Below are 23,641 nucleotides of genomic sequence, written 5' to 3'. Positions count from 1 at the left end.
ATTGTCATGGGCGCATCCCGTAGGCTTTCAAGGCGGGCTTCCCCTACACTCAGTGGTATCGATTCCATGCAGTCGTGGGTCGACGATTCGAAAGGGGGTGCCCTGTTGCGTTCTACCGAGTTGCTCTGGAGCCAAGATCCTGAAGTAGCGCGACTTCTGAGTGAGGAAGAGGAACGACAGCGAACGACGCTGCAGTTGATTGCCTCTGAAAACTTCACCTCTCGAGCGGTGATGGAGGCGACGGGAAGCGTGTTGACCAACAAATACGCTGAGGGTTATCCAGGTCGTCGGTATTACGGGGGTAATCAGGTCGTCGATCAGGTTGAGGACCTCGCTCGTGAGCGGTGCAAACAGCTCTTTGGGGCTCCCTATGCTAACGTCCAACCACACGCTGGTGCAAACGCGAACGCGGCAGCCTATTTGGCACTGCTGGCACCCAGAGATCGGGTACTTGCCATGAGGCTCGACCAAGGCGGACACCTTACCCACGGTTCTCCGGTGAATTTCTCCGGGCAGATCTATGATTTCATCGCCTATGGGGTGCGCGAATCGGACCCGAATCGGGAGTGGCTGGATCTCGACCAGATGCGTCAACTCGCCCTCGAGCAACGACCGAAGTTGATTGTGGTAGGGGCTACCGCCTACTCGAGAATCATTGAGGTCGATCCAATCCGCGAAATTGCTGACGAGATTGGGGCACTGGTCCTCTTTGATGCTGCTCACGTGGCAGGGCTGATCGCCGGAGGGGTCTATCCCAATCCGCTCTTCACTCGCTCGGGGGAGCGGGGTGCCGATGTCGTGACTTTTACGACCCACAAAACATTGCGCGGTCCTCGAGGAGCCGCTATCGTTGCCCACGAGGATCTTGGCAAAGCGCTTGACAAAGCGGTCTTTCCTGGACTGCAGGGAGGTCCCCTTGAGCATGCGATAGCCGCAAAAGCCGTCGCTTTTGCAGAGGCGCTCGATCCTTCCTTTCGGGAGTATGCCGAGCGCGTTGTGGAGAACGCTCGCGTGCTCGCCGATGCACTGAGTTCTGAGGGATTTCGCATCGTTTCGGGAGGCACGGATGTCCACCTTGCTTTAGTAGATCTGCGAGACTTCGATGCAGAACTCGATGGACGCACCGCGCAAGATCGGCTGGATCGGGCGGGGATCACCTGCAATAGAAACCAGATCCCCTTTGATCCTCGCTCACCCTTTGTCACCAGCGGACTGCGCCTTGGTACCGCTGCGATGACTACGACGGGCATGCGCACCGATCAGATGAAGACGGTGGCCGCGCTGATCTCGCGGGTACTGCGCACTGATGATGAGCAGACCCCTCTGGAGGTGCGGCACGAGATAGCTGAACTCTGTCGAGCCTTCCCTCCGCCGCTCGAGAGGTAATGTGCAATACGTCCTGGTAGCGTTCGTCGCAGCTATCGTTACGTTTCTGGTGGTGCCGATCGTTCGACGTATCGCGTTCCGGACCGGTCAGGTCGTGCAGCCTGGTGGCCGTATGGCTCACCTTAAGCCGACACCGACCCTTGGGGGGGTCGGTATGTTGGTGGGATTTGGAGCGGCGATGGGGGTCGGCAGTCTGCTGCATGCCTTTCGCCCCGTCTTTACTGACTCCTCCGAACCGATGGGAGTGCTCCTCGCGGCGATCGCCATTACGGGTATCGGTGTGGTCGACGATGTGTGGAATCTGTCTGCTCCCGCCAAGGTGGCGGGACAGGTGTTGTCGGCATCATTGCTTTGGGTCTTCGGCGTGACGATGTTCTGGTTCAAGGTCCCCTTCGCTGGCATCGTTGTCCTTTCGAACTCATTAACGCCGCTGTTGACGGCGATTTGGGTGATTGCCATGGAGAACGCCATCAACCTTATCGATGGCCTTGATGGGCTCGCCTCTGGTATCGTCGCGATCGCATCGCTCGCCTTTGGTCTCTACTCATTGAGGCTTGAGGCGTTGGGGCAGCTGCCGAGCTCCTCCATCGGGCCACTGATCGCGTTCGCGATCCTTGGAGTCTGCGTCGGGTTTTTGCCCCACAACTGGAATCCAGCCAAGATATTCATGGGTGACACTGGTGCCATGTTGCTCGGACTCCTCTTGGCTGCCAGTACCTCGGTCGTAGGGGGCCGGACCGCCAACGTCTCCGACCAGACGTTCTTTTTCTTTGCGCCATTGGTGATTCCGTTTGTCATACTAGGAGTCCCAATGGCGGACTTAGTGTTTTCTGTGCTTCGTCGTACGGCCCATCATGTGAGCTTTGCCACGCCCGACAAAAAGCACCTTCACCACCGCCTCATGGAGATGGGGCATGGGCCGCGCCGCTCCGTGGCTATCCTCTGGGCATGGACCGCCATTTTGTCAGCCTTTGCGCTGCTCCCTACCTATGTTGGAGGCCTCGGATTTGAACTCCCCATTGCTGTGGCGGCGGTTGGAGTGCTACTGTATACGTTGTTCCATCCTGATTTGAAGGGAACGCATTCGCGGAGCGGGAGGGCTCTGGCGGTGATGCGTCGAAGGGATAGCGGGATCAGACGGTGAGTTATTCTGGTTTGCGTCCAGGATGGCAGTTGGTTGGCCCGTAGCTGGTAGAGTAACTAAGGTTTGGTTCGGAAGAGGTTCGATCGTGGACAGCCCGTCAGTGGCCCGAGGTATGGTAGCGAGTTTTAGCGAGGCAATTGCCAAAATGATTGAGTCCTTCGGGACCATGGTGCTTTCGCTCGTTGTCGCCGTCGTGGTCGGTCAGTGGACGCACTCCTGGGCATGGGGTGTAGGTATAGCCGTTTTCGGAGTCGTGGGTTCGATCCTGTCGATGTACTACCGCTCGAAGGCGGAGATCGACAGCACTCCTGTGCCAGTCAAGACGCGGCGGCCCGAGAGAGGTGGTGTTTCGCGTCTGCTTGAGTCAGATCTCGAACTCTCTGACGACGTTCGTCAGGCTGATGCGTGGCTGAGGAGGAACGAGTAGCGTGTCTAGCACACCTATTCAGCCTGAGGTGAGTATCGCCAAAGGCTTTCTCATTCGGCTGCTCATTGTCGCCCCAGTGGCGGTCGCCATCTCGTGGGCTCTTGCCGGTGATCGAGGTTTGTGGTCCTCGTTGTATGGTCTCGCGTTGGTCGCCGTCAACTTCGCCATTATGATCGTGTTCTTCCGTGAGGGTGCCAAATTTGGTATGACGGGTCTGATGGCCGCTGCTTTCCTGGCACTGCTCATCGGGCTCGGAGTGTTGACGGCGGCGATCATTCCGGTTGCGCATGCGCACTGGATGGATCTCATCGTCTTCGGCCTTGTGGTGATTCTTGGCCACCTCGCTGCGGTGATCATTGAGGCGCGCCGTGTCTCTGGACGTTTGGGTGATGATGGTCTTGCTCCCTGGAGATTGGTCAGATGATTTTTGCTGGCATTAACTTTCCGCCCATAGCGGAGCTGTTGAACTGGAAGCCGATCGCCTTTGGCGGCACGGCGCTTATGTTCAACAAGATCGCTGTCCTTACCCTGCTCTCAGCCGCGATTACCCTCGCGCTGTTCTTCGTCGCTGGACGGCGCCAAAATCTCGTTCCCCGTGGCATCCAGAACATCATGGAGTCGTCGATCGACTTTATCACCAACTCGGTCGTGATCGACGTGATGGGTCAAGAGGGCCTCGCGTGGGTGCCGTGGCTCACCGGTCTGTTCTTCTTCATCCTGTTCAACAACCTCTTTGAAGTCATTCCCTTTATACAGATGCCGGCGACCGCACGAACGAGCGTCACGATCCCTCTAGCGCTCATCGTCTATGTCACCTTTATTGTGGTAGGCATCAAGAAGCAAGGCTTTGGTCGCTATTTCAAATCAGCGCTTGTCCCGAGTGGAGTGCCGGTAGCACTGCTGATACTCCTTGTCCCCATCGAGTTACTCTCTACCTTCATCGTCCGCCCCTTTGCTCTCGCCGTCCGATTGTTTGGCAATATGCTCGCCGGCCACCTCCTCTTAGTGACGTTTGCAGTGATCTCGGAGGCGCTGTTCGTCCGCAGCATTGGCCTGATCGTGTTGCCGTTGCCAGCGGCTACCCTGGTGGTGTTGACGGGCTACGAGATCTTTGTAGGTTTTCTGCAGGCCTTTATCTTCACCATCTTGACCGCCGTCTACTTAGGCGAATCTTTGGGAGGTGGGCACTAAGGAGTTGGTCTGAAGTTCGCCGTGAGCGCTGAGGCTCATCAAGGAGTTGGTATCGAATGTTGAAATGGAGAGGAAAGCAAGTTATATGCATAGCATGATGGCGACAATTATCGCGGTTGCGGCAAATGTCAACTTACGGAAAGGTCTCGCAGAGCTTGGGTCTGGCTTGGCCTATGGTCTCGCTGCGTTAGGGCCTGGAATCGGTATTGGAATTATCTTTGGTCAGGCAATCTCGGCGATTGCTCGGCAACCGGAGACCGCTGGGCCGGTTCGGTCGTTGGCCTTCCTGGGTTTCGCGCTCGCTGAAGCACTCGCTCTGATCGGGTTCGTTGTCTTCGTCCTCTTGAAGTACACCGGTTAAGGAATCGTTTCGTGCTTTTCGGAGTAGTTACGCAGTCGCCGAACCCAATTCTGCCCTCGACAGGGGAGATTATCTGGTCGGTCATCTCCTTTGCCCTCCTGTTGGTCATATTGGTGAAGTATGCCTTCCCCCCAGTGGCCTCCATGATGGCCAAACGCAGTGACAAGATCCGAGATGATCTTGAGGCCGCTGAGTCGGCGCGTCGAGACGCCGAACGTCTCGCAGAGGAGCGTCGCGCTGAGCTTGGGCGTGCACGTGAAGAGGGCCAGCGTATCATTGAGGACGCGCGAGCTACCGGTGAGGCGCTGCGCCAAGAGGCGGCGGCTGAAGCACAACGTGAGGCCCAGATGGTACGTGAGCAGGCTCAGCTGCAGGTAGCGGCGGAGCGATCCCGGCTGATCCTTGAGCTTCGGGGTGAATTGGCTGGCATGGCTATCGAACTGTCCACTCGGATACTCGCGCATGAACTCGCCTCGAGTGAGGTAGATCCCCTAGTGGAGTCCTTCCTCGCGGAGGCGGATTCGGAGTAGACATGAGAGAGCGGACCCGTGGATTCGCCATCGCCACTCGTGATCTTGGGATCAGGAGTGATGAGTTGGCACGCATAACACAAGAGATGGCGGCGGTGGCGGTGCTCGTGACCGACTCCGTCGAATTGACCGATGTACTGATCGACCGTGGTCTCCGTTCTGATGTTCGACGATCAGTGTTGGTCGAGCTCTTGAGCGACCGTGTGGACCCGCGGATCACTGCGCTCGCTGGCTATGTGGTGGAGACCGAGTTGGCGGGGGATATTCCCGAGGTTCTGGCGGGTCTTGAAGCCGTGCTGCAAAGCACCTACGTCCTCGGTGACGGAATCGAGACGGTGACTGGTGCGCGTGCGCGAGGATATGCACACGCGATTATGGGCGATCTCGATCGAGATGCTCTGCTGCTCATGTTGGATGAACTCATCAGCGTGACGCAGTTGTTGGCCGGAGACGTCGCGTTACGAAGGGTGCTATCAGGTCTTGGTGGCGATCCAGAGCAACGGATTCACATTGTTGAGGATCTCTTTGGAGGACGAGTCTCGTCGGCGGCGTTGTCGGTTCTTCGCGCAGTCGTTGCTGTGAGCAACCCGCGCTCCCTAGCGGAGTCGCTCGAGAGGATCATTGGTGACTGCTCCAGGCTGATCGAGAGCCAGATTGCCCGAGTGACACTCGCTCGTCAAGCCAACGATATCTACCGTTCGCGGATCGCGTCAACGCTCGAGCATCGTATTGGGCGCGAGCTGATCGTCGAGTGGAGAGTCGATGAAACACTCATCGGTGGAATGGTCGCTGTTATTGGCGATCGGGTCTACGACGTGAGTGTTGCCAGAGAACTACAGAGGGCCCAGCAGTTGCTTGCCGGGCGATAACAAGGAGAGACGATGGCGGTAGAGTTGAAAATTGATAAGTCGGAGATCGCTGATGTCATCCGGCGGCGGCTACAGGAGTACACGACGACGACCGCAGGCGAAGAGGTCGGCCGAGTGCTGGAGTTCGGTGACGGGATCGCCTCGGTCTCGGGACTCCCCTCGGTGGCGGTGAATGAAGTTTTGCGCTTTGCCAACGGTACGGTTGGTCTCGCGCTCAACCTCGAAGAGGATACGATCGGCGTGGTTGTCCTCGGCGAGGAATCCGGTATCTCCGAAGGCCAGTTAGTGAAGTCGACCGGCGAGATCCTGTCAGTTCCGGTGGGCGATGCACTGCTCGGTAGGGTTGTCGATCCGCTCGGTCGACCGATCGACGGGCTTGGTCCTATCGATTCCACAATACAGCGTCGCCTTGAGGTGCAGGCGCCAGGTATTGTCCAGCGCAAGCCGGTTGGAGAACCGCTACAGACTGGAATCAAGGCTATCGACGCCATGACTCCGATTGGACGTGGTCAGCGCGAATTGATTATCGGTGACCGCAAAACCGGCAAGACGACGGTGGCGCTTGACACGATTATCAACCAGCGTGGCCAGGGTGTGAAGTGTATCTATGTGGCTATTGGGCAGAAAGGCACCTCCATCGCGGCAGTGGTCGACACGTTGCGTGATCATGGAGCGCTTGAGTATACGGTGATCGTGGCAGCGGCAGCATCTGAGGCTGCGCCGTTCAAGTACCTTGCACCGTATGCAGGCTGTGCGATGGGCCAGCATTGGATGGAAAATGGGGAGCACGCCCTGATCGTCTATGACGATCTTTCGAAGCAGGCTGACGCCTATCGGCAGCTCTCGTTGTTGCTTCGTCGTCCACCAGGACGTGAAGCCTATCCTGGTGACATTTTTTACCTCCATTCCCGGCTTCTTGAGCGCGCGGCGAAGCTCAGCGATGCGCTTGGTGGAGGTTCGTTGACGGCGCTGCCGATCATTGAGACCAAGGCAGGAGATATCTCCGCCTATATCCCTACCAATGTGATCTCGATCACGGATGGTCAAGTGTTTCTCGACTCTGACCTCTTTAACTCTGGTCTTCGTCCCGCGATTAACGTCGGGACGTCAGTGTCACGAGTTGGCGGTGCCGCCCAAACCAAGGCGATGAAAGAGGTGTCTGGAAGCCTACGACTGGACCTTGCTCAGTTCCGTGAACTCGAGGCCTTTGCCACTTTTGGCTCCGAACTGGATAAGTATGCACAGGCACAGCTCGATCGTGGTTATCGACTGACTGAGCTGTTGAAGCAAAATCAAGGAGCTCCTCTCTCCGTCGCTGAGCAGGTGGTGAGCATCTTTGCGGGCACCAACGGTCTTCTTGACGCACTGCCGGTAAGTGATGTGTCGAAGTTCTTGGCCGAGATGATTGGCTTCTTGAAGGCTCGACACCCTGATTTCATTGACGGAATTAACACCAATGGTAAGATGCCGGATAAGCAGGCGTTGACGGATGCAATCACCACCTTTGCGGGTGGGTTTGCCACCTCAGTAAAGGTTTAGAGTCTCGTGCCAGGTGGGAAGGAACGGGCTCTTCGGGGTCGCATTCGGAGTGTGAACTCGACGAAGAAGATTACGAAGGCCATGGAACTCATTGCGGCCTCGCGTATTGTCAAGGCCGTTGGGCGTATCGGTGGGGCTCGGACCTATTTCCGGGAGATCTCAGAGCTGACGCGGGAGTTGCTGGTGACGCTCCCAAGTTATCGTCCACCGTTGACGCGTACGGGTCTGTCGGGCACCACAACGGTCTTGATCCTGGTCACCTCGGACAGAGGACTCTGTGGAGGTTACAACAGCGCGGTCATCAGAGCCTATGAGGAACAGGTGCGCCAGATCGAGGGACCTATCGAATTGATCGGTATTGGGCGAAGGATTGAGAACTATCTCCAATTCCGGGGGATCGCGAGCGCCGTGCAGATCAATGGGGTCACCCACTTGCCCACCCTCGATCAGGCGTACTCGATCATTGCACCGATCATGAAGCGAGTCGACGCTGGCGAGGTAGGACGCGTGGTTGTCGTATCGAACCGGTTCTATTCACTTGGGGTGCAGCGGTTGGAGGAGACCACGTTGGTCCCCATTGACCCAGCCACGTTCAGCGCGGGTTCGACGGGGGAGGTTGACCACTTCGATTTCGAGGCCGAGCCGACCTTGGAGAATGTGATCGATACGACGCTACACCAGCTGGTGGTGGCTGAATTCTTTGGACTCCTGCTTGAGGCCTCTGCTGCGGAGCATGCAGCCCGGCAGCGAGCGATGAAGAACGCGACAGACAACGCGACGGAGCTGGTTCGTAACTTGACTCGGGCCATGAACCGAGTCCGGCAAGACGCGATCACGACGGAGATTACCGAGATAGTAGGTGGCGCTGAGGCACTCGCACAGGGTGACCGAGCCATGAGTGGAGATGAGAGGTAACAATGGAGACAGATGCTAAGCCCACAGAGGCGGGATCAACGGAGGTGGCGGGGTCCACAGATACTCCCTCTTCCGAGGGAAAGGCGCTGGGTCGTGTCGTGTCGATTGCGGGACCAGTAGTAGATGTTGAGTTTCCTCCCGAATCTATCCCTGAGGTGAATATGGCGGTCTCGATGGAGGCCGAGATCGATGGCCAAACTGTCGTCATCATGGCTGAGGTGGCGAGTCAGCTCGGCGATGGTCGAGTTCGCTGCATCTGTCTAAAGCCGACGGATGGTCTACGCCGTGGAGCTGGGGTCACTGATTTGGGCCATGGGATCAAGGTCCCGGTTGGTTCCGGTGTCTTGGGGCATGTGTTCAACGTCATCGGTGAGTCATTGAACGCGACGGAGCTGGTCGACATCGAAGACGTGTGGGAGATTCACCGCGATCCACCGCCTTTTGATGACCTTGAGCCAAAGGCGCAGATGTTCGAGACCGGCATCAAGGTGATCGATCTGTTGGAACCCTATGTGCAGGGCGGTAAGGTTGGCCTCTTCGGCGGAGCCGGGGTCGGTAAGACCGTTTTGATCATGGAGATGATTAACCGGGTGGCTCAGCAGCACGGTGGAGTCTCGGTCTTTGCGGGTGTTGGTGAACGGACTCGAGAGGGTACCGACCTGCTCCTGGAGATGGAGGAGTCTGGGGTGATTGAGAAGGCGGCTCTGGTCTATGGCCAGATGGATGAGCCGCCGGGAGTTCGCCTCCGCGTCGCTCTCTCGGCCTTGACGATGGCGGAGTATTTCCGTGATGTCAAAGATCAGGATGTACTGCTCTTCATCGATAACATCTTCCGTTTTGTTCAGGCGGGTTCCGAGGTTTCGGCTTTGTTGGGTCGGCTCCCATCGGCAGTGGGCTACCAGCCCACCCTTGCCGATGAGATGGGCGCACTACAGGAGCGTATTACCTCCACGAAGCGACGCTCCATTACCTCGTTGCAGGCCGTGTACGTACCGGCTGACGACTATACCGATCCCGCGCCGTTTACGACCTTTACCTTCCTGGACGCCACGACGGAGCTCTCTCGGCAGATCGCGTCGCTGGGCATCTACCCCGCGGTGGATCCACTGGCCTCGACCTCGAATATTCTTGCTCCTCATATCGTGGGTGAGCGTCACTACCAGGTTGCCCGCAACGTTCAACAGATTCTGCAACGGTACAAGGAGCTCCAGGACATCATCGCCATCCTTGGGCTCGATGAACTCTCCGAGGAGGACAAGGTGACGGTCTCGAGGGCTCGTCGCATCCAGCGGTTCCTTTCGCAGCCCTTCTTTGTTGCCGAGATCTTTACCGGGGCAAAGGGCAAGTATGTGCCGATCAATGAGACGATCGAGTCATTTGAGGCGATCGTACGAGGGGACCTCGATGGCGTTCCTGAGCAGGCGTTCTTGAATTCCGGTGGCATCGAGGATGTTCTCGCGCGAGCCAAGGAGATGGATGCATAGTGGCGAACGAGACCTTCAATCTGGTGATCGCTAACCCGGAGTTAGTGCTCTTTGACGAGGAGGTTGAAAGCCTCACACTTCGTTCGGCACTCGGGGATGCCGCCTTCCTTGCTCATCATGCCCCCTTCGTCGGAGAGGTGGAGGTTTGTCTGGGGACGGTGGTGCGGGGGCAAGGCGATTCCTTCCAGATTGTGATCGACGGCGGACTGGTTCGAGCCGGTGGTAATCGTGTGGTGGTTTTGGCCAATGACGCACAGTTGGCTAGCGACGTTGAACAGGAGTCTCTTCGGCGCAGAAGACAGCGCTACGAGGAGCGATTAGAGGAGCTTGATGATGCGATTGCGGAGTCCGAACTGCGGTCGCTGGAGCTTCGGGGGAGTCTGATCGACTAGGTGACACCGCGAGTTCGGTGCTGTGTGGCGGTAACATTTGCTGATCCAATCGAGACGGAACTGAACGTCGTCAGAAGGCTTCTCGGATCACGATCGACTGATTGGATTCCTCCCCATATCACCCTTGTTCCACCAGTGGATTGCACTCCGATGGAGGCGTGGTTGTGGGTGGGCAGGATCGGTACCTTGAGCACGCAGGTGGCGCCCGTCGATCTCGAGTTGAGCGGCTTTGGCTTCTTCGCCAATCGCCGGATCACGGGACATCTTCCGGTCGAAGCTGGCAGGGAGGCCCTTGGGCAGTGGCATGATCGTTTGGTTGGTCAACCGGATGAGCGCCCCTACCTCCCCCATGTGACGGTTGTGGAGGACCTCGATCTTGCGACGAGCTCCGTCCTCCGGGAGCGACTGGCACAGTACACCTTGGCGGTTCAGGCGAAGGAAGTAAGCCTGCTGGTGGCCGATGCGCGAGGGAAAAGGAGAGGTTGGCGACCATTCCTCCGGGCGCTCGTAGGCTTTGGTGGTCTGCGACGTCGAGCGCATCGATCAGTTCTGGCAGTCTTATCACACTCAAGTCCATTGTCGCACCAGGGATCTGCGCCCTCGATAAGTTGTTGGTTACTGGATGAGTCGGGGGGACTGCTCGGTTGGGGCGAGGCAATAGGCGCGCCAAGTGGAGTTTGGATACTCAATGATCCGGTGCTACTCGATGGTGACCTCGTCGGGTGTGGTTTTGAGGAGTTGGTCGTCGAGGAGCTGATGGAGTACCTCCGACCCCGCACCCTCGTGGGGCAATCATCGACCAAGATCCTTGATACCTTTGGAGCCAGGTCGATGAGTGCGGAGGCAGCATGGCTGTTGGGCCTCGATCAGTTGGGCCCCGACCACTCTGGTTTGGCCATGGCCGATTCGAAGGGGTTAGGTGGTTCTTACGCCATCAGATGGAAGTTTTTGAGCTTCTCTACGCGATGAACAGCCTCGATGGTTCTCACGGTTTTGCTTCGCGAGCGCATCACGATGGAGTGCGTAATCGCCTGATCGCGATGCGTGCGAACACCCCGTAGTAGTTCGGAGTCCGTGATGCCGGTCGCGGCAAAGAAGCAGTCCTCGGAGTTGACGAGGTCTGAGGTGTGGAGAATCTTGTCGAGATCGTAGCCGGCGTCGATCGCGCGTTGCTTCTCAGTCTCGTCACGTGGCCACAGCCGTGCTTGAATGGCTCCGTCAACGCATCGGAGGCTAGCGGCGGCGATCACCGCCTCGGGACTGCCCCCAACACCCAGGAGCATATCGATATTGGACGATGGGAGGGCAGTAAGGAGGGCGGCTGCGACATCACCATCACCGATCAGAAAGATCCTGGCGCCGGCTGCACGGACCTCCTCGATGAGCCCTTCATGGCGAGGTCGATCCAGGATAGCGACGGTAATGTCCGCGGTCTGACAGTGCCGGGCTTTCGCTAGTTCTACGACGTTTTCTCTTGGGGAGAGATCGAGTGAGACGGCTCCAACTCCTTCAGGTCCGGTAGCGAGCTTGTCCATGTAGACGATCGGACCAGGAAAGAACATCGATCCTGTGCCAGCGATCGCGATCACACTCATTGCACCGCTCCGTCCCATCGCTGTTGGGGTGGTGCCTTCGATGGGATCGACGGCAATATCGACTTTGGGGCCCGTGCCGTCACCAACATGCTCACCATTAAAGAGCATCGGTGCGTTGTCCTTCTCTCCCTCGCCGATGATGACGGTTCCATCCATCGCAACCACATCGAGGACACTGCGCATGGCGTTGACAGCTGCGCCGTCGGCTGACTCCTTTTGCCCACGCCCCACCCATTGGGTCGAGGCGAGGGCCGCTGCCTCCGTGACACGGACAATTTCGAGTGCGAGGTTGCGATCTGGTGGAGTATTATCGATCATCTACAGTATGGTAGCACAAGGTGGTCTGCGTGGGCGCAATGCCAAATCCCGGAGCAAATCCGGGGGCTGAGTGTTGGGTCCGAGCGCGACTTGCATTGCTTCTATGTCCACGGTATGCAACAGGACTAGACTGAGCGTATATGACACGTTTTGATGAGTGGGTTGCGAGCTATAGCCGCGCTCCGAAGAGGCAGGATCGTTTCGAGACACTTTCAGGCATCGAACTTGCTCCGGTCTATACCAGCCAAGGCCCTCTTGACGCTACAACGATGCCTACGGGGTCACAAGCTGTACTCCCCATGGATGAGGAGCTACCCGGCAGCTACCCCTATACCAGGGGGATCTACGCCAGTGGTTACCGGACCAAGCTCTGGACCATGAGGATGTTTGCAGGGTTCTCGTCGGCCCAGGAGACCAACGAACGCTTTCGCGAGCTGCTGGCTGCTGGTGGTACCGGCTTGTCAGTGGCCTTCGATCTCCCGACCCTGATGGGACGGGACTCAGATGACCCGAAGTCGCTTGGTGAGGTTGGCAAGTGTGGTGTCGCGATCGACACCTATGATGACATGGAGACACTCTTCACTGGCATTCGACTCGGTGATATCACCACCTCGATGACGATCAACTCGCCAGCTGCCTTTATCTTGGCATCTTTTGTAGCGGTCGCTGAGGCGAGTGGCGTGTCGAGGGATAAGCTCGGTGGGACCTTGCAGAATGACATTCTCAAGGAGTATCAGGCCCAGAAAGAGTACTATTTTCCGCCACGGCCCTCGATGCGTCTCGTGCGTGACACCATGACCTTTGCCGCTGCCGAGATGCCGAAGTGGCACCCTCTCTCGGTCTCTGGTTATCATATCCGCGAGGCAGGGTCCACAGCGGCGGAGGAGTTAGCCTTCACGATCGCCAATGGCTTTGCCTATGTGGAGACGGGTTTAGCCGCAGGGCTCAAGATCGATGATTTCGCGCCACAGCTCTCGTTCTTTTTCAACGCGCACATCGATTTCTTTGAGGAGATCGCAAAGTATCGGGCAGCACGTCGCATCTGGGCGCGTTGGATGCGCGAGCATTACCATGCAGAAGATCCTCGATCTTGGCTACTTCGATTTCACACCCAAACTGCTGGCGTCTCTTTGACCGCCCAGCAACCTGAGCTCAATATCGTTCGCACGGCTATTGAGGCGTTAGCGGGAACACTTGGCGGCACGCAGAGCCTTCACACCAACTCGATGGATGAGGTACTCTCGCTGCCTACCCAAAAAGCGGCCCGGATCGCACTTCGTACCCAGCAGATCGTGGCCTATGAGACTGGCGTGACGAACGTGGTCGACCCATTGGGTGGATCCTATTTCGTCGAAGAGTTAACGCGAGAGATGGAGCGACAGGCTGAGGAGATTTTTGCCGAGATTGCTGAGTTGGGTCATGGGTCCATGCTCGAGGGCGCGTTACTCGGGATCGATTCGTTTTATCACGTGAACAGGATCGCTGACTCTGCGTACGAGCTCGAAAAAAAGATCTCTTCCGGAGATCGTATTGTGGTAGGCGTGAATAACTTCGTCCTCGACAACGAGGAGCCCATCGATACTTTGGTGATCGGTCCAGAGGTGGAGAGACTCCAGGTGCAGCGGCTCCACGATGTCCGCCAGCGGCGAGACTCTGATGAGGTTGCTCGCGCGCTCGCCGGGTTGCAGGCTGACGCACGAGACCCCGAAGTGAACCTTATGGAGCCGTTGATCCGTGCGTCACGGGCGCGGGTCTCGGTTGGAGAGATCATGGAGGCGCTTGCCGAAGTCTTTGGTTACTACGAGGAGCCTGGTATCTGAGGCATCCCTCGAGCGTTGCCATGGGTCGCTGCCGAGTGGCAGAGGCTGTGGTCGAGCGTAAGCCCGCCAGGATCAACTCTTCTTGCGTCGCCTTCTCTTCGGGCTGAAGCCAACTCCGCTAGCGATGGAATTCGGCGTGGTTACGTGATAGTCGGGACGGATTCGACAGCAATGCTGCTGGTGGTTACCACGGTGAGCGCTGCATGCATCCACATGCTGGCCGTTCACGGCCTGAGAAATGGCAGCGCCAGAGCATCATGCGGACCTGTCGTTTAGCGAGGGATGCGACTACCGAGCACGCAACCGATCGGTAGAGCGCCGATGGGTACACGAGCTGTGTGAGGGTGGTTAGCCTTTTGGAATGAAGGCATCGACAACGGCCAGTGCGCGTCGAATTGCAGCCTTGGCGTCGATCACCTTGTCGGCAATATCCTGGGTGGCGCTCAGCATGGCGAACAAGAGTACGGCTGTGTTGTCCGGGTCGGTGAGCTTGAGTAGCTTGAGCGGTTCGACCAAAGGACGCGATAACTCGAGATAGTACTCCTTGACCTTGCTGGCGATCTCAGGAGTGCGATCTCGGTTCTCAAGGTTGCGAAGCACCTCATGGGCGAGGCGCGCGTCCGACGCCGTGACGACCTTGGCAAAACCAGTGATCTGCTCACGCGGCTCACGGTGACGCTTCATCGCGGCGACGAGTTGTTCTTGGTATCCGGGCAACACATCGTCTGCGAGTTCAAGCGCCAGATGGTTTTCCGAAGGGAAGTACAGATAGACACTGTTGCGCCTCAAGCCGGCCCGAGGTCCTACGGCCTCAAAGTTTACCGACCTGATGGTTGGATTAAGCAACGACTCCTTGGCGGCATCAAGTAGCGCCTGTCGTCGTTGAGCGTGATGTTCCTTAACTGTGGGGGCCATGATCTTGGGCATTGATCAAAGTATATAGCTGTTTTGCTTCCGTCTACCCGAATATCAAATTTCTCTGTCAGAGTCTCGAACTACAGTTCGCTTATGATAGAAATGCGAACCTCTCCTATGGTGGCCGATCGATCTCGGACCCATGAACACCCACGTCAAGTCCTGTTACGGTTGTTGGCCTTGACGATCGTTGTGCTCGCGGTGTTGGTGGTCCTCACTCGGGTTTTTGGTCCACTCGTCGATGGTTCACGAGCCTCTTCCGAGGTTTTCGTCGTGCGTCGGGGAGATACGTTGGTTTCGATCGCTGAGCGAGCTGATCCGAATAGGAATCCTTATCCAATCGTGGCACAGATGGAGGTACAGACACACGGTACTTTCCTCGTGCCCGGAGAACGAATCGTCGTCCCTATAGCAGCGCCATAATGACCCCAGGCGAAGACCCTGTTGGGTCGGGAGGTATCGTTCCGTGCCATGGCCTCCAGGCTGTGACACGGTTCGAAGGTCGCTCGTGGTGTTGTTGTCGGGTTGTTCCCGTTAGTCGGTCGTTAGGATGATTTTTCCAAATTTCCCAGGTTGGCGGAAGCGTTCATAGGCAGCTTCCCCCTCGGCGAGATCAAATTGTTGCTCGACGATAATCCGATACGCGCCGGTGGCAAGGTGTCCGAGAAGGTGGTGTTCGACGTCAGCTGCAAGCAGTGACTTCTGCTCCCAGCTGCGTGCACGAAGAGTGGATGCACGTAGCGTCCCACGCTTGCTCATCAAGAGGCGGAGATCGATCTCCGGTTTGGCCGAGCTGCCGACGCCGATCACGACAATCCTGCCCCCAAGCGCAAGCGATTCGAGGTTGGTTGGAAGATTCTCGCCGGAGACGAGTTCGATGATGACGTCATAGGGGCCGAAGGCAACGATCTCGGCGGGAGTCACGCTCGTGTGACAGCCCAGTGAGAAGACCTGTGCGTCGCTCTCGTGACTGCGCACAACGGCGGTGACATGAGCGCCGAGTAATGCACCAATCTGTACCGCTGCGTTGCCGACTCCGCCGAGGGCACCATGCACCAGCAGCCGATCTCCGATGCTGAGGTGGACCTGACTCATCAACGCGTCGAAGGCGGTGAATGCTGCCTCTGGGTAGCCGCCAGCGATTGTGGGATCGATGCCGTCAGGGACCGGAATGCAAGCACTTGCTGGCGCGGTGAGAAAGTCGGCATGAGCTCCCCCTCCGGTGATCCCCATCACCAGTTGACCAGGTTGGAGTGTGGTGACCGTGGAGCCGACCTCTACGACTTCGCCGGCGAACTCCAGCCCAAGCCGCTCAGGATCAAAGCCTGTCGGAGGGGGATAGTGGCCACGGGCTTGGAGCAGATCGGCAGCATTGATACCAGCACTTCTCACCCGGACGAGGACTTCGTGAGGGTCGGGTTGTGGTGTTGGGACCTCTGCTACCCTCACGGATCCGTTCTTTGCAATGAGTGCGCGCATCGCTTCTCCCTCTATTGGTGCATCATCGTCGATCACCGTCGAAACTAGCTTAGTGTTGGTGAACGACAGGTGGGAAGCACGCTGTTCGAACGGGTGTCAAGTGGATTTTCGAGACCTACTCCGGTAGCGTGGTGGATGCAACAGCTGTTCTAACCAGGGAGGTAATGATGACTGAAGAGATGCGAATCGAGCACGACTCGATGGGTGAGGTTGAGGTCCCAGCTGCTGCGCTGTGGGGCGCGCAGACCCAACGCGCGGTCAATAATTTTCCGATCTCAGGACAGCGGCTCCCAATGTCGCTCATCAGAGGTCTTGTGTGGATCAAGTGGGCCGCTGCGAGTACCAACGTAGAGTTAGGCATCCTTGACTTCTCGATTGGCGAGGCCATCGTCAAGGCATGCCAGGAGGTGCTCGAAGGCGATCATGATGATCAGTTCCCCATCGATATTTACCAGACGGGATCTGGAACCTCGTCGAACATGAATGTGAACGAGGTGATCGCCCACCTTGCCAGTGTTCATTTGGGTGCTCCCGTGTTGCCGAACGATCACGTCAACGCCTCGCAGTCGTCCAACGATGTCTTCCCAACGGCGATGCACCTGGGAATTTTGCTTGAACTCTCGGGATCTCTCCTCCCCTCACTTCAACGACTTGCCGATGGCCTTGAGGCGAAGGCATCGGAGTTTTCCGAGGTCGTGAAGTCGGGTCGCACGCATCTCATGGATGCGACCCCGATCACACTTGGCCAGGAATTCTCTGGTTATGCAGCGGCGGTTCGCAAGGGGATCGGTCGCATCGAGATAGCGAGAGATGACGTTGGTGAGGTTCCTCTGGGAGGAACCGCTGTTGGCACCGGGCTCAATGCTCCCCCGGGATTTGCGGCGGGTGTGTTGGCGCGATTGCAGGATCGGCTTGGAGTACCCATTCGAGAGGCAAACAATCACTTCGAAGCCCATGGCGCACGAGATGCTGTCGTCTTCCTCTCTGGGGCACTCAAGACCTTGGCGATGGCCTACTATAAGCTAGCCAATGACCTCCGATGGATGTCGTCAGGACCACGCTGCGGCCTCGGTGAGATCCATCTGCCAGATCTCCAACCTGGTTCATCAATTATGCCTGGCAAGGTGAATCCGGTCGTGCCAGAGGCGATGGGTCAAGTCGTCGCCAGGGTCATCGGTAACGATGCGACGATCGCCTTTGGGGGATCGGCAGGAAACTTTGAGCTCAACGTTATGCAGCCAATCATTGGGGTAGCTGTCTTGGATTCGATCCACATCATGAGCACGATTGCGGACTCAATGGTCAGCAAATGTATTCTCGGCATTGAGGCCGATGTCGAGCGCTGTCGCATGTATGCACTTTCCTCGCCGTCAATCGGAACTTCGCTCAACCCCTATATCGGATACGAACAGGCGGCAAAGGTGATCAAGGAAGCGCTCGCGAGCGACAAGGACTTGCGCACCGTGGTGCTTGAGAAGGGTCTCCTCTCCGAAGCAGAGGTTGATGTTGCTCTCGATGTCATGGCCATGACCAAGGGAGGTATCATCCGCTAGTGCACCGAACAAGGCTGAGGCACTGCTCGTTTGTTGGTACCCCTCTTGTCCTCGCCACGGCCTTGGTCGCAGGGACCGCAGCCGTGGCAGCGAGCTTGACGTTAACCTCAGGCGACTCGTTTGAGGTCGCTTCGCTCAAGTTGGACCGCTTGATCCTCGATTTTACGGTGTAACCCAGCAAAGAAGCCGACGACTGCATCAAAGAAGAAGGCGATCCCACCAAGGGCCAGACCGGTGATGGTGACGCCCACCCAGTCGGCTCGTAGGTGACTGATGGCGAATCCGCTCCATAGATTGAGGTTGGCGATCCAAGCGAGTGCGACACCCAGAATGAGCTGTACAAGTGGTTTGAGTTCTCGGGTGTGTCCGTATGCACGCTCCCCGAGGAGACTCAAGGCGTAGATGCCAAGGCCGAACAGGATGACAAGCCCAAAGAAGTGCATTTGATCCTCCTTTCAACTTCTGTTGGTTCGCTGATGTTAACGCGCGGAACGCAACGTTGTATGCCCGCAAATTTTCAGGTATTTTTAAGTCGGTAGTGTCGGTCGTAGCACCGACAGAGTGTGCATGAAGGAGTAACACGACGTAGGTGGGGTGCGAATGCGTCCGGACGAAGTCTCGCGCCTGGGCCACTGTGCAGGCAATGCGAAAGCACACACTCCGTTCCCTGATCCTCGGTGGCGTGGGTGTGGACGACGGCTTTCGGTCGGGGGAAGGCCGTAGGTTCGTAATGTGAGCACACAAGTGTGAATAAGCACGTGAGCTGGTGCCAGAATCGCCGCTGGAGCGAGAGGTCGAGCAGGACGAACAAGCCGACTCGTAGACTCTTAGCTATGGCACTTTTGGAACACTTTCGCTACCTGGCACGCTATGCGATGTTCGATGATCCCGATATCGTGACCGAGTTTGGCTATCTTCTGGCGGAAGGGGCAGACGATCCAGTCGAGCTTAGTCCCGCATTGGTTCAGTTGTTGAAGGGAATGCCGAAAGCGGTCGAGATTTGGAGTGTCACGAATTCACTGCTCGGGGCTGTTGACCTCGCGAGTGCCGCCGCCGAGCTTGGCTGGGCACTGATAGCGCACATCAGCGGGTGCGAGCTTCATCGATCCCCGATCATGCCGCTCGCGGTGAGCGCACAGTCCGCGCTCCAGATAGGTGCCCTGCAGGAGTGTTGCACCTGTCGCTTCCGACTGCTTCCTGATGTCTTACTCCATCGCTATGCGACGCATTACGGATACCATGTGGAGGCATTGGGGTCTCGCCCAGTCTACGTCGATGGAGTGAGAGTCCTCGCGAAACAGTACGAGTGGCCGAACTTAGCTCCAATATTGGCGGATCATTAACCTGCTCACCAGGCTGAATTGGTAGGACTCTGCATCGATTGACAGAGCTCGTCTTCTCATCAGAGTCAATGTTGTGTGAGTGCTCAGACAGAGCTAGAAGGCCCTCTGCCCTCGGAGTCGCTTTCACATCTGGGATAGATCTGATCAGTGATAGCGGCGCTTTGTGTGGTGGCATGGGCACGATTAGTGTGAGTTGATCTCACTATAGCGATAAATGCCTCCGGGTAAAAGGAGTGCCAGGACTTCTTGGCACCTGAAAACGGTATGCAGCGGAACAAGCCGTAAAAATTCTTGCGTGGTGATATTTCCTTATTGAGCTGGTAGTTCTCCTGGATTTTACTGCATACTCATACAATGAATAGCACATTATACGGGAGATCTTGCTAACATCGTTACTAGGGACATAGCAAAATCTAACGTACCTAGGGGGTGCTTATGGCTCAAACGACGGATAGTTCTATCGATAATTCGGGAGAAGGTGGTGGATCTCTTCGCAAGGGAATCTCGCTTCTACCGATGATTATTCTTGGTGTTGGAGGTGCAGTCGGAACGGGTGCCCTCTTTAGTGGTATCGGAATGGCGGCAGTCGCCGGGCCAGCAATGATCGTCTCATGGGTGATCGGGTGTGTGATATATACGTTCATCGGTATCACCTATGTGGACATGAGTGTTCGTTTCCCTGAGGCAGGTGGCCCTGCACGTTACTCGCTCTATACCCATGGTTGGGTGGCAAATCTGGTGAATTCAGTCGGCAGCCTTGTGTGGTACCTCCTCATCCCGCCGATCGAGGCTATCGCTACTGTCACTGCACTCAGCTACTTCGATTCTGGGTTTTTGAATGCGAAGGGCGATCCCACGCTCTCGGGCGCGCTCGTTGCACTGGTACTCCTCGTTGTCTACATCCCAGTGAACTTCTACGGCGTGAAGATCCTCGCTCGCATCAACAATGCGCTTGGTGGTGTCAAGATCGTACTGTACTTGCTGTTGGCGATCGGATTTATTCTTGTCATGGGGCGGGCATCGAACTTCAGTGCTTTTGGCGGCTTTGCGCCGTATGGGATCGGTCCAATCTTTGCCGCTGTGCCAATAGCAATGTTTGCCTTCGGCGCGATCAGGGTGATTCCTGATTTTGCCGAAGAGGCTAAGGATGGCCGCACCCTGAAGGTAGGAATCATCTACACCCTGATCGTTCAGTTCGTCATCTACGTGCTCTTTAGTGTTGCGCTGATAGCTGGACTCAGCTGGGGCACTCTCTCCACCAAGGTCGGCGAGTGGACGGCTCTCACCAAAGTGACGACCAACCCATTTATCGCCCTCACCACCAACCGTGGTGTGGATTGGCTCCTCGTCGTTGCTGTCATCGTTGGCATCCTTGGTCCAGGGGTTGCTGGCTATGTCTACCAGGGTGCGGGATCGCGGGTGCTCTTGGCGATGGCTCGTACCGGTTATGTCCCTAAGCGTTTCAAGGAGATCCACGCACGCCACAAGACGCCAGCGCTTTCCTTGATCGTGGTCGCATTGATTGGTGCGGCATTGGCCCTGCTCGCGGCGCCAGTTCCGCGCATTATCAGTCTGATCGATGACGCCGTGGTCGGAGGCTACATATCCTTTGGTGCGGTTCCTGCAGCGATGTTGGCGGTGCGTAAGCAACGCGGTGAATCATTCAGTGTTGGTTCCACCCTTATCGCAGCGTTGGGCTTTGGTGGGGCCTCACTTGTGGTGTATTGGTCCGGTTGGCCTGCCGTTCCCTATGCGGTGATCCTCATCGCTATTGGCTCTGTACTCCTCGGATTTGCGCAGAACTTTAAGCAGCTGCTCCATTCGTTGTGGTACATCGTCTGGATTCTCTTCCTGGCGGTGATGGCTGCGATCGGAAGTGTTGGGAAGGGCAATGAGATCTCCTTCAATCTCTCTTCGGTGCTGGTCGTGGTCGTCTCGATCTTCGTGATCTTGCCATGGGCAGTCCACAGCAGGTTATCGGTTGATGAGGTCGAGCAGCTGGAGGCCTCCTAGAACGTCTAGTGGTGACCCCTCGTATTCGTACACACTTTGAGCGACCCACGGTTGGATGCTAGGCTTGGGACCGGCCCCAAGGGGCCATGGGGACTGGTCGGGCATTTGGCGAGCGCCGCGTCATTCCCTTGGCTTGGGTGACGGTATTGGGTGGTTCTCTGGTGAGCTCTTCCCAATTGAGCGCGCGGAGGCAGGCATCGGGCGTTGAGGAGTGTCCATGTCGATTGACCCAGCACACGTCGCCGGGATGTTTGGGAGACCGAACGAAAGGAGAGTAGGCATGGGAAACCGTCGCTCGTCAATCACCATGACCGATGCTGAGTGTGAAGCCTTTTTGCGAACCGGTCGGACCTTAAACTTGGCTTCCATCGGCCTCGATGGTCGTCCTCATCTTGTCGCGATGTGGTATTGCCTCATCGAGGAGACGATCTGGTGTTGGACGTATGCGAAATCTCAGAAGGCGTTCAATTTGCGGAGGGATCCTCGCGTCACAGGCTTGGTTGAAGCAGGAGAGTACTACGAGGAACTCCGAGGTGTGACGCTGTATGCACGGGCTCATATCACTGAGGATCTGGATCAGATACGACGGGTAGGCAGTCGCCTCTTCGCTCGCTACCAGTCTGGGGACTCGACGGTGACAGAGCAGACATTCTTGGGTTCCGCTCCGAAGCGTATTGCGTTTGCTTTGGTGGTCGAGGACTCCGTGAGTTGGGACCATCGCAAGCTACACGGTGGGTACTGAAGGATTGAAGCCAGCAGATTCGTGCTCTGACGTGTGGTCCGCGGCTGTCCTCTCGTGACTTGCTAGGATTTGACCATGGGCGAAATGATTACTTTTCCTAGTAATGGACATGAGGCATCCGGATATTTAGCTACGCCGGAGGCAGGTGTGGGGCCTGGCGTCATTGTTATCCAGGAGTGGTGGGGTATCAACAGTCATATCAAGGATGTCTGTGATCGCTTTGCCGCACAGGGGTTTCTCGCGCTGGCTCCAGACCTTTACAATGGGCGTGTCGTCGCCGAGCCTGATGAGGCTGCCAAGGCGATGATGGCATTACAGCTGCAGGACGCATCCAAACAAATGACGGGAGCGGTCAAGGAGCTCCTGCGGCGCTCAGGGGGCAGTGGCGTGGGCGTCGTCGGGTTTTGCATGGGTGGGGGATTGGCCTATGTGCTTGCGGCGAACCAGCCGGAACTGGTGAAGGCTCTAGTCCCCTTCTATGGCGTGATCCCTTGGCCTGACGCGGAGCCCGATTATGCCCTGATTCAGGCCCCGATCCAGGGTCACTATGCCGAACACGACGATGCGTCGTCTCCGGAGATCGTCCGCCAGCTTGAGCAACGCTTGCGATCGATGGGCAAGTCGGTAGAGTTTTTCATCTATCCAGGTACTGAGCATGCCTTCTTCAATGACGATCGACCCGAGGTCTACCATGCACAGTCCGCAATGCAGGCGTGGGACCGAACCACACAGTTTCTGAGGGATACGCTGGACGACTAACCCTGCGTCGGGAGCTATTTCGTTCGCCCGCAGCTCGCTAGCTGATGGTATGTCGCTTAGCTATCGATCACTTGCGGCTAGGCTGGTAGACCGTGGTGCCCTCTGATTACGTTCGTCGATTGCGAGCACACGTGGGACACGACTGGTTATTGTTACCGAGCGCGGTAGCGCTGGTTGAACGCCAGTCTGGTGAATTGCTCCTTGTTCGGCAGGCTGATATGGCCGATTGGTCGCTCCCGGGCGGTGCGATAGAGCTTGGTGAGACACCGACGCAGGCAGTCGTCCGTGAGGTCGCTGAGGAGACCGGTTTGGATATTGAAGAGGTCGAACTCGTGACCGTCGTTGGCGGCCCCCGTTACCAGGTGGTCTATGCCAGTGGTGATCAGGTGGAGTACACCTCGGCGATCTATCGCAGTCGATGTCGAGCTGACCAAGAACCCGTTCCCGATGGAGTTGAACTAGTCGAACTCTGCTGGTGTCCACCAGAACGGTTGGCTGAATACTCCATGATACCCTACGTACAGAACCTTCTTGCTGATCTTGGCCTGTTGGCGGATACGACAGGATGCCGTCAAGGAGCGGCAGGCAGCTGCGAGGATGCATGATCTTCGGGTCAACCTATCGGGGTATATGGTCATGTTGTGGGGCCGATGAGGGATGTGAGCCACTCGTGTCTTGGCCCAAGCGCCACGATAGGAAGGGAATCCAACGCCTCGTAAGTGGCGCGAGCACTTTGCTATTCTCCTCGTTCGACCTGATGACGGAGGTAGCTCTGCATTTACTCCTCTAGGAGCATCTCGCATCTCTCGCTGTGTTGGTCGATTCGAATCGTTGCGTTACTAGCTTGTCCGTGGTTCGCTGCGAGC

General features: G+C 57.1%; 25 protein-coding genes. 21 read left to right on the top strand and 4 right to left on the bottom strand.

The genetic code is table 11. The annotated features are described in order from the left end of the window. The first annotated feature begins 66 nt into the window (after positions 1-66). The 13 genes from glyA to M7439_RS11880 all read left to right on the top strand — a co-directional run bounded on the left by glyA (position 67) and on the right by M7439_RS11880 (position 11,207). Positions 67-1,386, top strand: a complete 1,320-nt coding sequence (gene glyA / locus M7439_RS11940) for a serine hydroxymethyltransferase (protein WP_308464508.1) — start codon at positions 67-69, stop codon at positions 1,384-1,386. A 1-nt stretch (position 1,387) separates the two neighbouring features. Continuing rightward, positions 1,388-2,530 (top strand): glycosyltransferase family 4 protein, encoded by a 1,143-nt coding sequence (locus M7439_RS11935; RefSeq protein WP_298342337.1) that lies wholly within the window; start codon positions 1,388-1,390, stop codon positions 2,528-2,530. 85 nt (positions 2,531-2,615) lie between these two features. Further along, positions 2,616-2,957: a hypothetical protein gene (locus tag M7439_RS11930; protein WP_298342335.1), complete on the top strand. Its 342-nt coding sequence runs from the start codon at positions 2,616-2,618 to the stop codon at positions 2,955-2,957. Between the two features lies 1 nt (position 2,958). Further along, on the top strand, positions 2,959-3,381 hold the full coding sequence (locus M7439_RS11925) for a hypothetical protein (protein WP_298342332.1): 423 nt from the start codon (positions 2,959-2,961) through the stop codon (positions 3,379-3,381). After that, entirely contained in the window at positions 3,378-4,148 is a 771-nt protein-coding gene (gene atpB, locus M7439_RS11920) for a F0F1 ATP synthase subunit A (RefSeq protein ID WP_298342329.1), read from the top strand. The genes M7439_RS11925 and atpB overlap by 4 nt, the downstream gene beginning before the upstream one ends. A gap of 85 nt (positions 4,149-4,233) precedes the next feature. Next, positions 4,234-4,509 (top strand): ATP synthase F0 subunit C, encoded by a 276-nt coding sequence (atpE, locus tag M7439_RS11915; protein WP_211250013.1) that lies wholly within the window; start codon positions 4,234-4,236, stop codon positions 4,507-4,509. 11 nt (positions 4,510-4,520) lie between these two features. Further along, positions 4,521-5,039: a F0F1 ATP synthase subunit B gene (gene atpF / locus M7439_RS11910; protein WP_298342326.1), complete on the top strand. Its 519-nt coding sequence runs from the start codon at positions 4,521-4,523 to the stop codon at positions 5,037-5,039. A 2-nt stretch (positions 5,040-5,041) separates the two neighbouring features. Next, entirely contained in the window at positions 5,042-5,908 is an 867-nt protein-coding gene (locus tag M7439_RS11905; RefSeq protein WP_298342320.1) for a FoF1 ATP synthase subunit delta, read from the top strand. Positions 5,909-5,920: 12 nt separating this feature from the next. Then, entirely contained in the window at positions 5,921-7,447 is a 1,527-nt protein-coding gene (gene atpA, locus M7439_RS11900) for a F0F1 ATP synthase subunit alpha (protein ID WP_298342317.1), read from the top strand. A gap of 6 nt (positions 7,448-7,453) precedes the next feature. Beyond that, a complete protein-coding gene (gene atpG / locus M7439_RS11895) occupies positions 7,454-8,362 on the top strand; it encodes an ATP synthase F1 subunit gamma (RefSeq protein WP_298342315.1) in 909 nt (302 codons plus the stop codon). A 2-nt stretch (positions 8,363-8,364) separates the two neighbouring features. Continuing rightward, entirely contained in the window at positions 8,365-9,846 is a 1,482-nt protein-coding gene (atpD, locus tag M7439_RS11890; protein ID WP_298342312.1) for a F0F1 ATP synthase subunit beta, read from the top strand. Continuing rightward, positions 9,846-10,238, top strand: coding sequence for a F0F1 ATP synthase subunit epsilon (locus M7439_RS11885; RefSeq protein WP_298342309.1), 393 nt, complete (start codon positions 9,846-9,848; stop codon positions 10,236-10,238). Before atpD ends, M7439_RS11885 begins: the two co-directional genes overlap by 1 nt. Positions 10,239-10,262: 24 nt before the next feature. Further along, positions 10,263-11,207 (top strand): 2'-5' RNA ligase family protein, encoded by a 945-nt coding sequence (locus M7439_RS11880; RefSeq protein WP_298342306.1) that lies wholly within the window; start codon positions 10,263-10,265, stop codon positions 11,205-11,207. On the opposite strand, the gene glpX is transcribed toward M7439_RS11880, so the two are convergent. Further along, a complete protein-coding gene (glpX, locus tag M7439_RS11875; RefSeq protein ID WP_298342303.1) occupies positions 11,165-12,151 on the bottom strand; it encodes a class II fructose-bisphosphatase in 987 nt (328 codons plus the stop codon). The two genes, M7439_RS11880 and glpX, sit on opposite strands and share 43 nt — an antisense overlap. A gap of 140 nt (positions 12,152-12,291) precedes the next feature. On the opposite strand from glpX, the gene M7439_RS11870 reads away from it, so the two are divergent. Continuing rightward, positions 12,292-13,971, top strand: coding sequence for a methylmalonyl-CoA mutase (locus tag M7439_RS11870; RefSeq protein WP_298342299.1), 1,680 nt, complete (start codon positions 12,292-12,294; stop codon positions 13,969-13,971). Positions 13,972-14,319: 348 nt separating this feature from the next. Here the strand turns inward: M7439_RS11870 and M7439_RS11865 are convergent, their stop codons facing one another. Further along, positions 14,320-14,886 carry a TetR/AcrR family transcriptional regulator gene (locus M7439_RS11865; protein ID WP_298349559.1) on the bottom strand — a complete coding sequence of 189 codons (567 nt, stop codon included), beginning with the start codon at positions 14,884-14,886 and terminating at the stop codon, positions 14,320-14,322. Between the two features lie 102 nt (positions 14,887-14,988). Here M7439_RS11865 and M7439_RS11860 point away from each other — a divergent pair, with 102 nt between their 5' ends. Next, on the top strand, positions 14,989-15,309 hold the full coding sequence (locus M7439_RS11860; protein WP_298342295.1) for a hypothetical protein: 321 nt from the start codon (positions 14,989-14,991) through the stop codon (positions 15,307-15,309). Positions 15,310-15,420: 111 nt separating this feature from the next. Here M7439_RS11860 and M7439_RS11855 read toward each other — a convergent pair whose 3' ends face one another. Beyond that, positions 15,421-16,365 (bottom strand): alcohol dehydrogenase catalytic domain-containing protein, encoded by a 945-nt coding sequence (locus M7439_RS11855; protein ID WP_298342292.1) that lies wholly within the window; start codon positions 16,363-16,365, stop codon positions 15,421-15,423. A gap of 164 nt (positions 16,366-16,529) precedes the next feature. Between M7439_RS11855 and M7439_RS11850 the strand changes: the two genes are divergently transcribed. Beyond that, entirely contained in the window at positions 16,530-17,918 is a 1,389-nt protein-coding gene (locus tag M7439_RS11850) for a class II fumarate hydratase (RefSeq protein ID WP_308464506.1), read from the top strand. Positions 17,919-18,025: 107 nt separating this feature from the next. Here the strand turns inward: M7439_RS11850 and M7439_RS11845 are convergent, their stop codons facing one another. Further along, the gene (locus tag M7439_RS11845; RefSeq protein ID WP_298342287.1) at positions 18,026-18,361 is read right to left on the bottom strand and encodes a hypothetical protein; all 336 of its coding nucleotides are present in this window, start codon (positions 18,359-18,361) and stop codon (positions 18,026-18,028) included. Between the two features lie 390 nt (positions 18,362-18,751). On the opposite strand from M7439_RS11845, the gene M7439_RS11840 reads away from it, so the two are divergent. From M7439_RS11840 to M7439_RS11820, 5 genes are all read left to right on the top strand, one after another. After that, entirely contained in the window at positions 18,752-19,261 is a 510-nt protein-coding gene (locus tag M7439_RS11840; protein WP_298342284.1) for a hypothetical protein, read from the top strand. Positions 19,262-19,696: 435 nt separating this feature from the next. Beyond that, positions 19,697-21,274, top strand: a complete 1,578-nt coding sequence (locus M7439_RS11835) for an APC family permease (RefSeq protein ID WP_298342281.1) — start codon at positions 19,697-19,699, stop codon at positions 21,272-21,274. A 280-nt stretch (positions 21,275-21,554) separates the two neighbouring features. Continuing rightward, a complete protein-coding gene (locus M7439_RS11830) occupies positions 21,555-22,016 on the top strand; it encodes a pyridoxamine 5'-phosphate oxidase family protein (RefSeq protein WP_298342279.1) in 462 nt (153 codons plus the stop codon). A gap of 75 nt (positions 22,017-22,091) precedes the next feature. Continuing rightward, entirely contained in the window at positions 22,092-22,775 is a 684-nt protein-coding gene (locus M7439_RS11825) for a dienelactone hydrolase family protein (protein WP_298342274.1), read from the top strand. 92 nt (positions 22,776-22,867) lie between these two features. Continuing rightward, entirely contained in the window at positions 22,868-23,380 is a 513-nt protein-coding gene (locus tag M7439_RS11820; RefSeq protein ID WP_298342269.1) for an NUDIX domain-containing protein, read from the top strand. The last annotated feature ends 261 nt before the right edge of the window (positions 23,381-23,641 follow it).

It is taken from the genome of Ferrimicrobium sp. (genome assembly GCF_027319265.1).
Lineage (GTDB): Bacteria > Actinomycetota > Acidimicrobiia > Acidimicrobiales > Acidimicrobiaceae > Ferrimicrobium.
Note: the sequence above shows the minus strand (reverse complement) of the source record. Positions and strands in the feature narration are given on the sequence as shown.

What these genes read in the sequence shown, in the direction of transcription:
- M7439_RS11855 (WP_298342292.1), bottom strand. Translation starts at nt 16,365, where the DNA reads ATGCGCGCACTCATTGCAAAGAACGGATCCGTGAGGGTAGCAGAGGTC.
- M7439_RS11860 (WP_298342295.1), top strand. Translation starts at nt 14,989, where the DNA reads ATGCGAACCTCTCCTATGGTGGCCGATCGATCTCGGACCCATGAACAC.
- M7439_RS11840 (WP_298342284.1), top strand. Translation starts at nt 18,752, where the DNA reads ATGGCACTTTTGGAACACTTTCGCTACCTGGCACGCTATGCGATGTTC.
- glyA (WP_308464508.1), top strand. Translation starts at nt 67, where the DNA reads ATGCAGTCGTGGGTCGACGATTCGAAAGGGGGTGCCCTGTTGCGTTCT.
- M7439_RS11850 (WP_308464506.1), top strand. Translation starts at nt 16,530, where the DNA reads ATGATGACTGAAGAGATGCGAATCGAGCACGACTCGATGGGTGAGGTT.
- M7439_RS11830 (WP_298342279.1), top strand. Translation starts at nt 21,555, where the DNA reads ATGGGAAACCGTCGCTCGTCAATCACCATGACCGATGCTGAGTGTGAA.
- M7439_RS11835 (WP_298342281.1), top strand. Translation starts at nt 19,697, where the DNA reads ATGGCTCAAACGACGGATAGTTCTATCGATAATTCGGGAGAAGGTGGT.
- M7439_RS11825 (WP_298342274.1), top strand. Translation starts at nt 22,092, where the DNA reads ATGGGCGAAATGATTACTTTTCCTAGTAATGGACATGAGGCATCCGGA.
- M7439_RS11905 (WP_298342320.1), top strand. Translation starts at nt 5,042, where the DNA reads ATGAGAGAGCGGACCCGTGGATTCGCCATCGCCACTCGTGATCTTGGG.
- atpE (WP_211250013.1), top strand. Translation starts at nt 4,234, where the DNA reads ATGCATAGCATGATGGCGACAATTATCGCGGTTGCGGCAAATGTCAAC.
- M7439_RS11865 (WP_298349559.1), bottom strand. Translation starts at nt 14,886, where the DNA reads ATGGCCCCCACAGTTAAGGAACATCACGCTCAACGACGACAGGCGCTA.
- atpA (WP_298342317.1), top strand. Translation starts at nt 5,921, where the DNA reads ATGGCGGTAGAGTTGAAAATTGATAAGTCGGAGATCGCTGATGTCATC.
- glpX (WP_298342303.1), bottom strand. Translation starts at nt 12,151, where the DNA reads ATGATCGATAATACTCCACCAGATCGCAACCTCGCACTCGAAATTGTC.
- M7439_RS11870 (WP_298342299.1), top strand. Translation starts at nt 12,292, where the DNA reads ATGACACGTTTTGATGAGTGGGTTGCGAGCTATAGCCGCGCTCCGAAG.
- atpD (WP_298342312.1), top strand. Translation starts at nt 8,365, where the DNA reads ATGGAGACAGATGCTAAGCCCACAGAGGCGGGATCAACGGAGGTGGCG.
- M7439_RS11845 (WP_298342287.1), bottom strand. Translation starts at nt 18,361, where the DNA reads ATGCACTTCTTTGGGCTTGTCATCCTGTTCGGCCTTGGCATCTACGCC.
- atpB (WP_298342329.1), top strand. Translation starts at nt 3,378, where the DNA reads ATGATTTTTGCTGGCATTAACTTTCCGCCCATAGCGGAGCTGTTGAAC.